12 protein-coding genes and 1 riboswitch are annotated in these 13,832 nt (G+C 72.1%); of the genes, 5 read left to right on the top strand and 7 right to left on the bottom strand.

The genetic code is table 11. The features are described 5' to 3' along the window. Positions 1 to 16: 16 nt before the first annotated feature. The 3 genes from ACH54P_RS40845 to cobN are packed head-to-tail and all read right to left on the bottom strand — an operon-like array spanning position 17 to position 4,960. Complete coding sequence (locus tag ACH54P_RS40845) at positions 17 to 1,009, bottom strand: ArnT family glycosyltransferase (protein WP_489908648.1); 993 nt, start codon at positions 1,007 to 1,009, stop codon at positions 17 to 19. Between the two features lie 42 nt (positions 1,010 to 1,051). Continuing rightward, a complete protein-coding gene (locus ACH54P_RS40850; RefSeq protein ID WP_489908649.1) occupies positions 1,052 to 1,390 on the bottom strand; it encodes a hypothetical protein in 339 nt (112 codons plus the stop codon). A 6-nt stretch (positions 1,391 to 1,396) separates the two neighbouring features. After that, positions 1,397 to 4,960 carry a cobaltochelatase subunit CobN gene (gene cobN / locus ACH54P_RS40855; RefSeq protein ID WP_489908651.1) on the bottom strand — a complete coding sequence of 1,188 codons (3,564 nt, stop codon included), beginning with the start codon at positions 4,958 to 4,960 and terminating at the stop codon, positions 1,397 to 1,399. A 31-nt stretch (positions 4,961 to 4,991) separates the two neighbouring features. After that, positions 4,992 to 5,103: riboswitch (cobalamin riboswitch) on the bottom strand. Positions 5,104 to 5,172: 69 nt separating this feature from the next. On the opposite strand from cobN, the gene ACH54P_RS40860 reads away from it, so the two are divergent. Continuing rightward, entirely contained in the window at positions 5,173 to 5,901 is a 729-nt protein-coding gene (locus ACH54P_RS40860) for a hypothetical protein (protein WP_489908652.1), read from the top strand. Between the two features lie 160 nt (positions 5,902 to 6,061). Here the strand turns inward: ACH54P_RS40860 and ACH54P_RS40865 are convergent, their stop codons facing one another. Genes ACH54P_RS40865 through ACH54P_RS40875 form a run of 3 tightly spaced genes read right to left on the bottom strand, consistent with a single transcriptional unit; the run spans position 6,062 to position 8,072 of the window. Further along, complete coding sequence (locus ACH54P_RS40865) at positions 6,062 to 6,295, bottom strand: helix-turn-helix transcriptional regulator (protein WP_043784651.1); 234 nt, start codon at positions 6,293 to 6,295, stop codon at positions 6,062 to 6,064. 2 nt (positions 6,296 to 6,297) lie between these two features. Beyond that, a complete protein-coding gene (locus ACH54P_RS40870) occupies positions 6,298 to 7,149 on the bottom strand; it encodes an ABC transporter permease (protein ID WP_489908653.1) in 852 nt (283 codons plus the stop codon). Further along, positions 7,146 to 8,072, bottom strand: a complete 927-nt coding sequence (locus ACH54P_RS40875; protein ID WP_489908654.1) for an ABC transporter ATP-binding protein — start codon at positions 8,070 to 8,072, stop codon at positions 7,146 to 7,148. The genes ACH54P_RS40870 and ACH54P_RS40875 overlap by 4 nt, the downstream gene beginning before the upstream one ends. 109 nt (positions 8,073 to 8,181) lie before the next feature. On the opposite strand from ACH54P_RS40875, the gene ACH54P_RS40880 reads away from it, so the two are divergent. The 4 genes from ACH54P_RS40880 to ACH54P_RS40895 are packed head-to-tail and all read left to right on the top strand — an operon-like array spanning position 8,182 to position 11,687. Beyond that, positions 8,182 to 8,496 carry a DUF6191 domain-containing protein gene (locus ACH54P_RS40880; RefSeq protein ID WP_489908655.1) on the top strand — a complete coding sequence of 105 codons (315 nt, stop codon included), beginning with the start codon at positions 8,182 to 8,184 and terminating at the stop codon, positions 8,494 to 8,496. A gap of 4 nt (positions 8,497 to 8,500) precedes the next feature. Then, positions 8,501 to 9,574, top strand: coding sequence for a precorrin-3B synthase (locus ACH54P_RS40885; protein ID WP_489908656.1), 1,074 nt, complete (start codon positions 8,501 to 8,503; stop codon positions 9,572 to 9,574). Beyond that, positions 9,571 to 10,194, top strand: a complete 624-nt coding sequence (locus tag ACH54P_RS40890; RefSeq protein WP_489908657.1) for a precorrin-8X methylmutase — start codon at positions 9,571 to 9,573, stop codon at positions 10,192 to 10,194. Before ACH54P_RS40885 ends, ACH54P_RS40890 begins: the two co-directional genes overlap by 4 nt. Continuing rightward, complete coding sequence (locus ACH54P_RS40895) at positions 10,191 to 11,687, top strand: precorrin-2 C(20)-methyltransferase (protein ID WP_489908658.1); 1,497 nt, start codon at positions 10,191 to 10,193, stop codon at positions 11,685 to 11,687. The genes ACH54P_RS40890 and ACH54P_RS40895 overlap by 4 nt, the downstream gene beginning before the upstream one ends. Here the strand turns inward: ACH54P_RS40895 and ACH54P_RS40900 are convergent. Next, positions 11,681 to 13,660 carry a S53 family peptidase gene (locus tag ACH54P_RS40900; protein ID WP_489908659.1) on the bottom strand — a complete coding sequence of 660 codons (1,980 nt, stop codon included), beginning with the start codon at positions 13,658 to 13,660 and terminating at the stop codon, positions 11,681 to 11,683. The genes ACH54P_RS40895 and ACH54P_RS40900 overlap by 7 nt on opposite strands. Between the last annotated feature and the right edge of the window lie 172 nt (positions 13,661 to 13,832).

Here is a 13,832-nt window from a genome sequence, read left to right on the forward strand (position 1 = left end):
CTGAAGACCGCGGTCGTCACCAGCAGCCAGCCGCCCCAGAGCAGCCAGCCGGCGTCGCGCCACCGGCGGCCGATGGCGACCAGGACGAGCAGCGCCAGGGGGAGCAGCCATGAGATCTGCCCGCCGACGAGGTCGTTGAACATCCGGCCCGGGCCGGGTCGCCGCCGAACGACGTCATGGTCTGCTGCCCGTTGCGCATGATCATCATGCCGCCGCCTTCGCCGTTGCCGGAGAGGCGGCCGAAGCCGTTGTAGCCGAAGACGAGGTCCCACGCCGTGCCGTCTTCGCTGCCGCCCATGTACGGCTTCGCGCCGGGCCACCAGTCGTACAGCGCGATCCACCAGAACGACGAAACGACCAGCACGAGGCCGGCGCCGAGGACGTCGAGCAGCCGGCGCTTGAGCGGGCCGGTCGTCCCGGCCAGGTACGCGAGCACCAGCGCGGGAACGATGATCCACGCCTGCAGCATCTTGGTCAGGAACCCGCAGCCGACGAAGAAGGCGCACCACCACAGCCACTTCCGGCCGTCTTCGAGCGACCGGGTGAGCGCGTACGCGGCGGCGACCAGGAACAGGACGAGCAGGGTGTCCGGGTTGTTGTCGCGGTTGATGATCACGGTCACCGGCGTGAGCGCGAGGATCGCCGCGGCCAGCAGGGCGACGTTCTCGCCGGCCCACCGCCGGACGGTGCGGTGGAGCAGGAAGACCGCGGCGACGCCTTCGACAACCTGGGGCAGCAGCAGCGCCCAGCCGTGGTAGCCGAAGACCAGCGCGCTCAGCGCCTGCGGCCACAGCGCGAAAGGCGGTTTGTCGACCGTGACGACGCCGTAGGGGTCGAAGGAGCCGAAGAGGAAGTTGGGGAAGCTCTCCGTCATCGACTTGACCGCGGCGGAGTAGTAGGTGTTGCCGAGCTGGCCGTCGCCGATCTTCCAGGCGTAGAGGACGGCGGCGCCGAGGCAGACGAGGGGAAGCGCCCAGGAGCGGGTCTTCGCGGGAGCGGCGGTGATCATGCCGCCACCCAACTCCGGCCCGCGTTTCCCGGGCGTTTCCGCTCAGCTGTTGTCGTTCAGGAAGTCGTAGTCCTTGCACTCGCCGGCATGGACCTTGTCGTCGTCGTCCTTCCCGTACCGGCAGAACTTGAAGCCGACGCGGCTCTCGGGGAGGTCATAGACGCCGCCGTTGGCCGCGCTCTTGGTGATGCAGTTGCCGTTGCCGCCGACGTGCATGCTGTAGAGGACGTAGCCGTTTTCCGGCGTTCCCTTGTAGACGTAGATGATGACACCGCGGCCGTCGGCGTCGGTGTCGCAGATGTGGACGCGGTCGCCTTCCTCGGTGAAGACGCCTTCGCCGCTCCAGCCGGTCACGCTGCCGTAGGCGTCCCCGGTGTGCATGTGCAGTCACTCCGCCTCGAGGTCGCCCTCCAGGGACAGGTACACCTCGCGCATCTTCGCCAGCAGCTCCGGGTCCGGCTCTTCCCACAGCCCGCGGTCCGCCGCCTCGTTCAGGCGCTCCACGATCCCGCGCAGCGCCCACGGGTTCGCCTGCCTCAGGAACTCCTGGTTCACCTCGTCCAGCACGTACGACTCGGTCAGCTTCTCGTACATCCAGTCGCCCACCACGCCGGCTGTCGCGTCGAAGCCGAACAGGTAGTCCACCGTGGCCGCCAGCTCGAACGCTCCCTTGTAGCCGTGCCGCCGCATCGCCGCCAGCCAGCGGGGGTTCACCACCCGGGCGCGGAACACCCGGGCCGTCTCCTCGCCCAGCGTCCGCGTCCGGACCGCGTCCGGGGTGGTGCTGTCTCCGACGTAGGACGCCGGGGCGGTGCCGGTCAGCGCGCGGACCGTCGCGATCATCCCGCCGTGGTACTGGAAGTAGTCGTCCGAGTCGGCGATGTCGTGCTCGCGCGTGTCGGTGTTCTTCGCCGCCACCACGATGCGCTTGTACGAATTCTCCATGTCCTCGCGCGCCGGGCGGCCGTCCAGGTCGCGGCCGTACGCGAAGCCGCCCCAGACCGCGTACACCTCCGCGAGGTCCTTGTCGTCGCGCCAGTTGCCGCTTTCCATCAGCGGCAGCATGCCCGCGCCGTACGCGCCCGGCTTCGAACCGAAGATCCGCGTCGTCGCCCGGCGGGAATCGCCGTGCGACGCCAAATCGGCGGAAACGTGCGCGCGGACGAAGTTCTCCGAATGGGGTTCGTCCAGTGAGGCCACCAGCCGCACCGCGTCGTCCATGAGGGCGATCACGTGCGGGAACGCGTCCCGGAAGAACCCGCTGATCCGGATCGTCACGTCGATGCGCGGGCGGCCCAGTTCCGCCAGCGGGATCGCCTCGATGCCGGTCACCCGCCGCGAAGCCTCGTCCCACACCGGCTGGACGCCCAGCAGCGCCAGGACTTCCGCCGCGTCGTCGCCGGACGTCCGCATCGCCGACGTCCCCCACACCGAGAGCCCGACCGACCGCGGCCAGTCGCCGGTGTCTTCGCGGTAGCGCTTCAGCAGCGAGTCCGCCAGCGCCTGGCCGGTTTCCCAGGCGAGCCGGCTCGGGATCGCCTTCGGGTCTACCGTGTAGAAGTTCCGCCCGGTCGGCAGCACGTTGATCAGCCCGCGCAACGGCGACCCGCTCGGCCCGGCCGGGATGTACCCGCCGTCGAGGGCGTGCAGGACCGCGTCGAGCTCGCCGGTGGTGCCCGCCAGCCGCGGCACGATCTCTTCCGCCGCGAACGAAAGCACCCGCGCGACGTCCTCGTCCGGCGCGACCGAAGCCACCGCGGTGGCGTCCCAGGACCGCATTTCCATCGTCTGGACGAGCTCCCGCGCCGTCTTCTCGACAGCGTCCACTTCGGACAGCGGCGCGTCCTCCTTGAGGCCCAGTGCGGAGCGCAGGCCCGGGATCGCGCCCTGCTTGCCGCCCCACATCTGGGACGCGCGCAGCATCGCCAGCACCAGGTTGACGCGCGCCTCACCCGACGGTGCCGCGCCGAGGACGTGCAGGCCGTCGCGGATCTGCGCGTCCTTGATCTCGCAGAGCCAGCCGTCGATGTGCAGCAGGAAGTCGTCGAACTCCGCGTCGTGCGGGCGTTCCTCGACGCCGAGGTCGTGGTCCAGCTTCGCCGCCTGGATCAGCGTCCAGATCTGCTGGCGGATCGCGGGCAGCTTCGCCGGGTCCATCGCCGCGATGTTCGCGTGCTCGTCGAGCAGCTGCTCCAGCCGCGCCATGTCGCCGTACGACTCCGCGCGCGTCATCGGCGGGATCAGGTGGTCGACGATCGTCGCGTGTGCCCGCCGCTTCGCCTGCGCGCCCTCGCCCGGGTCGTTGATCAGGAACGGGTAGACCAGCGGCAGGTTCCCGAGCACGGCGTCCGGCGCGCACGACGCCGAGAGCCCGGCCGTCTTGCCCGGCAGCCATTCCAGCGACCCGTGCTTGCCCAGGTGGACGACGGCGTGCGCGCCGAACTCCTCCTCCAGCCACCGGTAGGCGGCCAGGTAGTGGTGGCTCGGGGGCAGGTCGGGGTTGTGGTAGATCGCGACGGGGTTCTCGCCGAACCCGCGTGGCGGCTGGATCATGAGGACGACGTTGCCGCTGCGCAGCGACGCCAGCACGATGTCGCCGTTGTCGACGTACAGCTCACCGGGCGCCGGGCCCCAGTGCTCTTCCATGGCCTCGCGCAGCTCGGCGGGCAGCGAGGCGAACCACGAAAGGTAGCGCTCGGCGGGCACCCGGATCGGGTTGCCGGCGAGCTGCTCCTCGGTCAGCCACTCCGGGTCCTGGCCGCCGGCGGCGATCAGGGCGTGGATGAGCGCGTCGCCGTCGGGCTGGTCGGTGCCGGTCGGCTCGACACCCGGGAACGGCTCCGGCCCCAGGTCGTAGCCCTGGTCGCGCATCCGCCGCAGCAGCTCGATCGCCGACGCGGGTGTGTCCAGCCCGACCGCGTTGCCCACGCGAGAGTGCTTCGTCGGGTACGCGGACAGCATCAGCGCGATCCGGCGTTCCGGCGGAGGCGTGTGCCGCAGCCGGGCGTGCGCCAGCGCGATGCGGGCGACGCGGGACGCGCGCTCGGCGTCCGGCACGTACCGCGGCAGGCCGTCGACGTCGAGCTCCTTGAACGAGAACGGCACCGTGATCAGCCGTCCGTCGAACTCCGGGACGGCCATCTGGTTCCCGGCGTCGAGCGGCGAAAGGCCGTCGTCGCTCGCCGCCCACGTCTCGCGGTCGCTGGTCAGGCAGAGCGCCTGCAGGATCGGGACGTCGAGCGCGGCCATCTCGGCGACGTCCCAGGCTTCGTCGTCGCCCCCGGCGCCCACCTCGGACGGCCGCGTGCCGCCCGCCGCGAGGACCGTGACCAGCAGCGCGTCGACCCTGCCCAGCTCGGCCATCATCTCGGGCTCGCGCGTGCGCAGTGAAGCACAGTAGACCGGCAACGCGCGGCCGCCGGCCGCTTCGATCTGGTCGGCGAGGGTGTGCACGAACGCCGTGTTCCCGGACAGGTGGTGCGCCCGGTAGTACAGGATCCCGATGACCGGGCCGTCGGTCTTCGAAGGCCGTTCGAGGATGCCCCACGCGGGTTGTTCCGCGGGCGGCTCGAAGCCGTCGCCGGTGAGCAGGAGCGTGTCGGAGAGGAACCGGTGCAGCTGGGTGAGGTTCGCCGGGCCGCCCTGCGCGAGGTAGGCGTGGGCCTCGGCGGCGATGCCGGCCGGGACGGTCGAGAGCTCCATCAGTTCCGCGTCCGGTGTCTGCTCCCCGCCCAGGACGACGACGTGCGCGCCCGACGCCCGCAGCGTGTCCAGGCCTTCCTGCCAGGTCCGCGGGGTGCCGAGGATCCGCGCGACGACGATCTTCACGCCGTCCAGCAGCTCCGGCAGCTCGGCGACGTCGAGCCGGGCGGGGTTCCCGAGCCGGTATCCGGCGTCGCTGGAGCGCGCGCTGAGCAGGTCGGTGTCCGAAGTGGACAGAAGCAGGATCACGAGGTTCCTCCTCGGGGTCCGCGCCCCGGGTAGACGGGCGCGCCGGCCGGAGTTCCTGGCTCCCGGAGATCGCTCTCCGGTGACAGTGGCGGGACCGCCCCGGACTCTCACCGGGTTCCTCCACCTGCCGACGCGTGGGTATCGCCCCCACTCTCCGGTGCCGGTCGGGGCGCGTCAAGGTGACGTTGGCCGGGGCTGGGTAACCTGGTGGCTTGGAATCCCTGCTCCGGAGCTTCACCGCCGCGCAGTCCGCGCGGCAGCCGTACCGCGGCCCGACGGCCGCCGAGCTGGCGGCCGCGGAAGCCGGGTTCGCCGCGTTCCTCGACCGGGGCGCGCCCGACCTCGGCGAGCTGGGGTTTTCCGTCGAAGGCGACTCGCTCGTCGTCCAGGAAGCCGGCACCGAGCGCGCCTGGGGCCTCTACGCGATCGACCGCTCGGCGCCGCCCTCGCTGGTCGTCGAGGTGCCGCACGCGTCCTCCGACCTGCGGACCGACCGGCTGGGCCTCGCCCTGTTCCGGCGCACCCCCGGGGGGATCCTCGCGGTCGGCGGCGCCCACCGGCGCCGGGAGGACCCCGCGCACGAGACGAGGACGGTCTTCCACGTGGTCACGACGCTGCTCGCCCGGCGCGGCCTGCCGCAGGTCCAGCTGCACGGCTTCAACGACACGACCCTCGCCGAAGCGGACGCGGTGCTGTCCGCCGGAGCCGCGGAGGCCGGCGACGCGGCCCGCCGGGCAGCGGACCGGCTCGCGGACGCCGGGTTCCGCGTCCGCCGGGCCTGGGAGGAGCCCTGCCGTGGCCTGGCCGGGACGACGAACGTCCAGAGCCAGGCCACCGGCGGGACACCGTTCCTGCACGTCGAGCTGAACCGGACGACCCGCGAGACCCGCCGCGACGACGTTGTTCGCGCGCTGGCGGAGGCCGACCTGTGGAAGCCCTAGGGGAGGTTGCGAACGCGGCTGGCCGGTGTTGCCCGTCGAGTGCGGTGTGGCTGCGGTGGTGGTTGTAGGTGTACAGCCAGCGTGGCGGGGCTTGGCGTTGTCCGGCGTCGGTGGGGGCCCACCGACGCCTGGAACCGGAACGCGCCGCGGCCTCCGAGCCCTAGGCGGAGCGTTCGCCCAGGCGGGGGAAGGGTTTGGTGGAGAACAGCACCTCGACCGAAACCTCGAAGAACTCCGCGATCCGCAGCGCCAGGTACAGGCTCGGGCTGTACTCACCGCGTTCCAGGTAGCCGATCGTCTGGTAGTGCACGCCGAGGGCTTCCGCGAGCTGGCGTCGCGAGATGGACCGCTCCGCGCGCAGCATCGCGATCCGGTTGTAGACGACCTCACTCATGACTACCCCACACGCTGCATGGCCTTCTCCCGCCGTTCGGCCACCGACGAACCCGCTTCGCGCCGCGCCATGCGGCGGAGCAGGACCGGGGCCAGGGCCAATCCGATCACGGACCACGCGACGAGCACGGCCAGGGTCGGCCACGGCCGCCACGACTGGCCGATCTCGACGACGACCGCGCTGTCCGGCAGCAGGGCCGAGCGCATGCCGAGACCCAGCCAGTACATCGGGAACACCTGCGCGATGTCCTGCACCCAGCCCGGCAGCGCCGTGATCGGGTAGAAGATCCCCGAGATCGCGCCCAGGCCCATGATCGGCAGCGTGATCAGCGCGATGGAGCGCGGGCTGTTGGTGAGCGACCCCAGCGCGGCCCCGAGCGGCATGGTCGCGACCAGCCCGAGCACCAGCACCCACAGCAGGCTCAGGTAGGACCAGACGCCGTCCGGGGCCAGGGAATCGAACAGGAACAGGCACGGGACGAGCGTCAGCAGGATCCCGGCGACCTGCCCCATCGACAGCGCCGTCGTCTTCCCGACCAGGTAGCCGAGCATGCCGTTCGGCGTCGCCTTCGCGCGCAGGAGCGTGCCGTCTTCGCGGTCGATGGCCAGGTGCCCCGCCGCGCTGTTCAGCCCGTTGAACACGATGCCGGCGCCGAGCACGCTCGGCACGGTCGCCGCGCCGAGGGAGAACGACGTGCCCGGCAGGGTCGCGTTCCGCATGAAGAACAGCGTGCCGAGGAAGAGCACCACGAAGACGAGCTGGCCGACGACGTCGTCGCGGTTGGTCCACGTCTGCTTGAACTCGATCCAGCCGCGGGCCACCCCCGATCGCAGTGCGGCGGTCCTGGCGTTCATCGCGCACCCGCTTCCTGGAGGCCGAGCTCCGTCTCGCCGCCGGCTTCCGCGCGGTGGACCAGCGTCATGTAGGTGTCTTCCAGCGACGCGCGCCGGACCTCGAGGTCCGCGACGGCCTCGCCGTGCTGCTTGAACAGGTCGTACACGTACTTCGTCGCCTCGGTCGTCGAGTGGACGAAGCGCTGGCCGTCGAGGGTCCAGCGGACTTCGGCCTCGCCGGAGATCTGCCGGCTCAGGGCGTCGGCCGAGCCGTCGGCGACGATGCGGCCGCCGTTGAGGATGAGGATCCGGTCGGCCAGCTTCTCGGCCTCGTCGAGGTCGTGCGTGGTGAGCAGGATCGTGGTGGCGAGCTCGTCGGACAGCCGGTGCACCAGGTCGTGGAACTCCCGCCGGGCCTCCGGGTCGAAGCCCGCGGTCGGCTCGTCGAGGAACAGCAGCTCGGGCCGCCCCACGATGCCGATCGCGACGTCGAGCCGCCGCCGCTGGCCGCCGGAGAGCTGCTTGAGCTTCTTGTGCGCGTGCTCGCTCAGCCCGACCGTCGCGATCAGCTCGTCGGCGTCCCACGGCCGCGGGCGCGAAGCCGTCGAGTACGGCGCGTAGTAGCGGCCGAGGTGGGCGAGCAGCTCGCGCACGCGCCACTTCCCGTGGTCGCGCCAGGACTGGAGGACGACCCCCAGCCGCGCCCGCCAGTCTTCGCCGCCGTGCGCCGGGTCGACGCCCAGCACGCTCACCTCGCCGGCCGACCGCATCCGGAAACCCTCGAGGATCTCGATCGTCGTCGTCTTGCCCGCGCCGTTCGGCCCGAGCAGGCAGACGACCTCGCCCCGGTGCGCCTCGAAATCGACACCGTGGAGCACATCGTTCGTGCCGTAGCGCATCCGCAGCCCGCGCACGCGGACGGCGGGCTCGGCGGGATCTCTCATCCCGGTCACCCCCATCTGACTGATGCGATCGAATGTAGCACACCTACTACATCCGATGAGACTTCTGCTGCCTCGGGAACTTGACCCGCGGTCATCCGGTTCGCGGGGCATGGGAACTTGGCTGGGCCTGGCCCTTCCGGGCGGCGTGGTGATCCTGCTGGTCATGGCCGCGATCGAGCTGCGGCCGCGCAAGGACGGCTCGCGCTTCAAGGCGCGGCTGTCCTCGACCTACCTCGAAGAGACCACCGCGTTCCTCTACGGCACCAAGCGGTGTGAGCTGGAACACCGGGAAACCATGTCGATGCTCGTCGAGCAGGACGCCGACGGCGCGCCACCCGCGCGTGACGTGGACCTGGACCGCGGAGTGGCCCGGATCCGGCCGCGTCCGGACCCGCCGGAGCCGGAAAACCGCCAGCTACAGTGACCCCATGCCGACCCCAGCACGTGCGCGAGCCGACGCGTGCCCTGGTGTTTTCGCACCCCACGACGCCGCGGACGGCCCCTTGGCCCGGGTGCGGCTGCCCGGCGGCACGATTTCCGCAGGACAGCTGCGCGCCCTGGCCGGGTGTGCCGAGGCGTGCGGCGACGGCGACCTCCACCTCACCTCGCGCGGCAACGTCCAGCTCCGCGGCGTCACCCGCCCCGGCCTCGCGGCCCGGCTGACCGAAGCCGGCCTGCTGCCGTCGCCGTCGCACGAGCGGGTCCGCAACGTCCTCGCGTCGCCGCTGAGCGGGCTGCGCGGCGGCCTCGCCGACGTCCGCGGCCTCGCCGCTTCGCTCGACGCCGCCCTCTGCGCGACGCCGGAGCTGGCCGGGCTGCCGGGCCGGTTCCTGTTCGCCTTCGACGACGGACGCGGCGATGTCGCCGGCGAAGGCGCCGACGTCTGCTGGCGCGCTCTCGGCCCGGAGACCGGGACGCTGCTGCTCGCGGGCGGCGACACCGGGCGGCGGGTCGCCCGTCGTGACGCGGTCGCGGTGCTGATCGACGTCGCGCTCGAGTTCGGCCGCGTGCGCGGGTCCGCCTGGCGCGTCGCCGAACTCGACGACCCCGCCTGGCGCGGGACGCCGGTGCCGCGCGCCGAAGTCCCGGTCCCGGCCGGGCTGATCGAGCGGGACGGCGGCTTCGCGGCGGGGGTGGTCCCGCGGTTCGGGCGGCTCTCCGCGGCGCAGGCGCGGGCGGTGGCGGAGTTCGGCCCGGCGCTGGTCACGCCGTGGAAGTCCCTCGTCCTGCCGGACGTGCCCGCCGACGTCTTCGAGCGGCTGGGGTTCGGCGGCGTGCCGCTCGGCACCAGCGCGTGCATCGGCCGTCCGGGCTGCGCGAAGGCGCGCGCCGACGTCCGGGCCGACGCCGTGTTCCGGCCCGGCCTGCGCGCCCATTTCTCCGGGTGTGAACGACGCTGCGGGAAACCGTCGCAGTCGCATGTGGACGTTGTCGCCGAGGACGGTGGCTACCGTGTCGACGGCCGGTGGGTGCCGATCGAAGAGCTGAAAGGAACGCTGTGATCGACTACCTGCGGGACGGTGCCGAGATCTACCGGCACTCGTTCGCCACGATCCGCGAGGAGGCGGACCTGGCGATCCTGCCCGACGACGTGGCGGGGCTGGCGGTCCGGATGATCCACGCCTGCGGCATGGTCGATCTGGTCGACGATCTGCGCTACACCCTCGACGTCGTCGAGTCCGGCCGCGCGGCCCTCGAAGCGGGCGCGCCGGTCCTGTGCGACGCGCAGATGATCGCCAGCGGCGTCACGCGGCGCCGCCTGCCCGCGGGCAACGAGGTGCTGTGCACGCTGTCGGACCCGAGCGTGCCGGGGCTCGCCGAGCGGATGGGCACCACGCGCTCGGCGGCGGCCCTGGAACTGTGGCGCGACAAGCTGCCCGGCTCGGTCGTGGCGATCGGCAACGCGCCGACCGCGCTGTTCCGGCTGCTGGAGATCCTCGACGAAGGGGTCGGCGCGCCCGCGGCGATCATCGGCGTCCCGGTCGGGTTCGTCGGCGCGGCCGAGTCCAAAGTGGAGCTGACCAAGCGGGCACCGGCCCCGTACCTGGTGGTGCACGGACGCCGTGGCGGCAGCGCGATGGCCGTCGCCGCGATCAACGCCCTCGCGAGCGCAGAAGAATGACGGGAACGCTGTACGGCGTCGGCCTCGGCCCCGGCGACCCGGAACTCATGACGGTCAAGGCCGCCCGGCTGATCTCCGAAGCCTCGGTGATCGCGTACCACTGCGCGCGGCACGGCCGCAGCATCGCGCGCTCGGTCGCCGAGCCGTACCTGCGTGAAGGGCAGATCGAGGAGAAGCTCGTCTACCCGGTCACCACGGAGACGACCGACCACCCCGGCGGGTACGAGGGCGCGATCGCCGACTTCTACGAGCTGAGCGCGAAACGGCTCGCCGAGCACCTCGACGCCGGGCGCGACGTCGTCCTGCTCTGCGAAGGCGACCCGTTCTTCTACGGCTCCTACATGTACATGCACGAACGGCTTTCCGGGCGGTTCGACGCGATCGTCGTGCCTGGGGTGACGTCGGTGAGCGCGGCGTCGTCGGTGCTCGGCCGGCCGCTGGTGCAGCGCGACGAGGTGCTGACCGTGCTCCCGGGCACGCTGCCCGCGCCGGAGCTGGCGCGGCGGCTCGCCGACACCGACGCGGCGGCCGTCCTGAAGCTCGGCCGGACGTTCTCGTCCGTGCGGGACGCCCTGGCCGAGGCCGGCAAGCTCGACGAGGCCGTCTACGTCGAGCGCGCGACCTGGGACCGGCAGCGGATCGAGCCCTTCGCGGACGTCGACCCCGACTCCGTCCCGTATTTCTCGCTGGCGTTGCTGCCCTCGCCGGCTTACGCCTCGCGTGTTTCGCCTGCTCCTGCTTCGGCTGCCGCCGAGCCGGGGGCGGGGTCGGGGGAGGTCGTGGTGGTCGGCCTGGGCCCGGCGGGGCCGGAGTGGCTGACGCCGGAAGCCGCGGCGGAGCTGGACGCGGCCGAGCACGTCGTCGGCTACGGGCCGTACGTCGCCCGCGTCCCGCAGAAGGCCGGGCAGCAGCGGCACGCGTCGGGCAACCGGGTCGAGGCGGACCGGGCTCGCGAAGCCCTGGCTCTGGCTTCCGGCGGTTCCCGGGTGGCGGTCGTGTCCTCCGGCGACCCGGGGGTGTTCGCGATGGCGTCGGCGGTGCTGGAGCAGGTCGCGGCCGGCCACGGCGCGGGCGTCCGGGTCCGGATCGTCCCGGGCGTGACGGCGGCGCAGGCGGCGGCGTCCCGGGTCGGCGCGCCGCTCGGCCACGACTACTGCGTGCTCTCGCTGTCCGACCGGCTGAAGCCGTGGGAGATCATCGAGAAGCGGCTCGACGCGGCGGGCGCGGCGGACCTGGTGCTGGCGCTGTACAACCCGGCTTCGCGGTCCCGGACGACGCAGCTCGCCGACGCCCGCGCCGTGCTGCTCCGCCACCGGGCGCCGGAGACGCCGGTGGTGGTGGCGCGAGACGTCGGCGGCCCGGAAGAGGACATCCGGATCACCACGCTCGGGGACCTCGACCCGTCCACAGTGGACATGCGTTGCCTGTTGATCGTGGGCTCGTCGAGGACCCGGGCGGAGAACGGGATCGTCTGGACCCCGCGCAGCTACTGACCGAGGGCGGTCAGGAACGCCGTGCCGTTCGGCGTGCCGACGCCCGTGACGTCGTCGTAGCCGTCGCGGACGTGGATCGTCAGCACGGCGTCGGCGTCCAGGGAACGCAGGCTCGCCGCCGAGTACCCGGCCGAGGCGTCCACCGAGTTGTTGTAGTTGACCCGGGCGACCGCCATCGGTGACGGCGGCTGCTTGACGTCGTGGAACGCCGAGCTGCCCGCCTTCGCGTACAGCAGCGGGTTGGCGAAGCCGAACGTGTGGCCCGCCCGCTGCTGCGCCAGCGCGACGAACGCGGCGAACAACGGCGACGCCAGGCTCGTGCCGCCGATGCGGTACTCGCTGTACTTCGCCGTGCCGTCCGGGAACGCCTGCGTCTGCCCGACGAGGAAGCCGGTGTTCGGGTCGGCCAGCGCGGCCACGTCCGGCACCGCGCGCATCGGCTGCGGGCGGGCGCCGTTCGCCGTCGCGATGGTGTTCGGGACCACGCCCGCCTGGTACGCGGGCTGGGTGAACAGCCGGCTCGTGCCGCCGCCGGCGCCGCCGAAGAACTCACCCGGCGGGGTGGGCACCCAGGTGCCGTTCGTCAGCGTCGACCGGCCGGTCTCCCAGCCGGTCTCGAAGAGGTACTCGCCGTTCTTGCCGACGCCGAGCGACGTCCCGCCGACCGCGGTCACCCACGGGCTCGACGCGGGCCAGTCCGGCGTCGCATTCGGGTGGTTCGCGGCGACGCCGTCGGTCTCGTCGGCGTTGTCACCGCTGGAGAAGTAGACGCCGATGCCGGTCGCCGCCGCCTCGATGAGCGTGTCGTTGAACGGCTTGACGTAGCCGCGCGGCAGCAGCTCGGTCGAGAACCCGTAGGAGTTCGTCACGATCGAGGCCAGGTGCTGGTCGACGACGTGGTTCATCGCCGCGTCGAGGTCCTGGTAGTTGTTCGGCGCGCCGACGTAGACGATGTTCGCGCCCGGCGCGATGCTGTGCACGGCCTCGACGTCGAGGGTTTCTTCGCCGTACCAGCCCTGCGGGTCCTGCGCCGGGTTCTGCGGCCGGTGGTAGGTCCCGGGCGGCGTGACCTGGGAGAACTGGCCGCCGGACAGCTGCGGCAGCCCGTGCAGCCGCGAGTAGGTGTTGACGTCGGACAGGATCGTCGGGGACGCGTAGGCGTCGATGATCGCGACGGTCTGGCCCCGGCCGTCGGTCCCGCCGGCGATGGCCTGCTGGACGCCGTACGCGCTCTGCAGCTGCGAAGGCGTGTAGCCGCACGGCGCCCACGGGTTGGGGTGCCCGTAGGCGTCCGGCACCTGGACGCCGTCCGGCGTCGGGGTGGTGGCGGTGGTCTTCTCGCCGTAGTAGATCGAGCACGGCGGCGCGTTGACGAAGGCGGGCGACGGCGTCGCGGCCGGCCCCGCCGACGGCTGGATCAGGGCGAACGACTCGTCGAGCCCGACCACCGCGCTGACCGACGCGGGCAGCCCGGCGGGCAGCGAAAGGTCCGTCTCGGGCGCGCGAAGCGTCTTGCCGCCGGCCTTGAACTCGCCAAAGGTCGTGCCGAACGCGGCCGCCGCCTGCGCGACCGTGCCTTCGGCCTGCACGTACCGGCGGTTGCCCGGGGTGTAGCCGACGTCGAACCCGGCCTTGCGCAGCCACTGCTGCACCGCGTTCACGTCGGTCTGCGACGGCGCGAACTGCTGCCGGAACTGCGCGGCGGTCAAGAACCTGCCGTATTCGGCCGAGCCCGGCGTCGAGACGCGGTTCGCCGCCGCGGCGGCGTCACCGGTCCAGCCGAGGTAAACCCGGAACGCCACGTTGTCCGCCGCATTCGCCGCCCCGGTCCGGGCCGACGATTTCGCCCAGGCCGGGACGCTGCCCGGCAACGGGGTCCGGTCGCTCGCCGAGGCCGGGGCCCCGATCAGGAGCCCGGCGGTCGTCACGGCCGTGACGGCCAGTGTGCTCAGCCGGAACGCGGATCTGCGCATCGCTGGTCCTCCTCGCGGGAACTCGCCCCTGCGACGGTGGAGGGGCGAAGGAAAAAATAGTTCCGGAATGGAGAACTGACCAGTCCCGTGATCGAGTCGATGCCGATAACGGATATTTCGGACGGTGCCTTGTCCACGCATTAAAAGCGTTAACCGGAAAGGAATTGCTGGG

Source organism: Amycolatopsis sp. N2S4-7 (assembly GCF_058119595.1).

Bases quoted from the DNA above. Each gene is read 5' to 3' on its own strand.
- ACH54P_RS40900 (WP_489908659.1), bottom strand. From the start codon at position 13,660: ATGCGCAGATCCGCGTTCCGGCTGAGCACACTGGCCGTCACGGCCGTG.
- ACH54P_RS40845 (WP_489908648.1), bottom strand. From the start codon at position 1,009: ATGATCACCGCCGCTCCCGCGAAGACCCGCTCCTGGGCGCTTCCCCTC.
- ACH54P_RS40880 (WP_489908655.1), top strand. From the start codon at position 8,182: ATGGGAACTTGGCTGGGCCTGGCCCTTCCGGGCGGCGTGGTGATCCTG.
- ACH54P_RS40865 (WP_043784651.1), bottom strand. From the start codon at position 6,295: ATGAGTGAGGTCGTCTACAACCGGATCGCGATGCTGCGCGCGGAGCGG.
- ACH54P_RS40850 (WP_489908649.1), bottom strand. From the start codon at position 1,390: ATGCACACCGGGGACGCCTACGGCAGCGTGACCGGCTGGAGCGGCGAA.
- ACH54P_RS40870 (WP_489908653.1), bottom strand. From the start codon at position 7,149: ATGAACGCCAGGACCGCCGCACTGCGATCGGGGGTGGCCCGCGGCTGG.
- ACH54P_RS40875 (WP_489908654.1), bottom strand. From the start codon at position 8,072: ATGAGAGATCCCGCCGAGCCCGCCGTCCGCGTGCGCGGGCTGCGGATG.
- ACH54P_RS40895 (WP_489908658.1), top strand. From the start codon at position 10,191: ATGACGGGAACGCTGTACGGCGTCGGCCTCGGCCCCGGCGACCCGGAA.
- ACH54P_RS40885 (WP_489908656.1), top strand. From the start codon at position 8,501: ATGCCGACCCCAGCACGTGCGCGAGCCGACGCGTGCCCTGGTGTTTTC.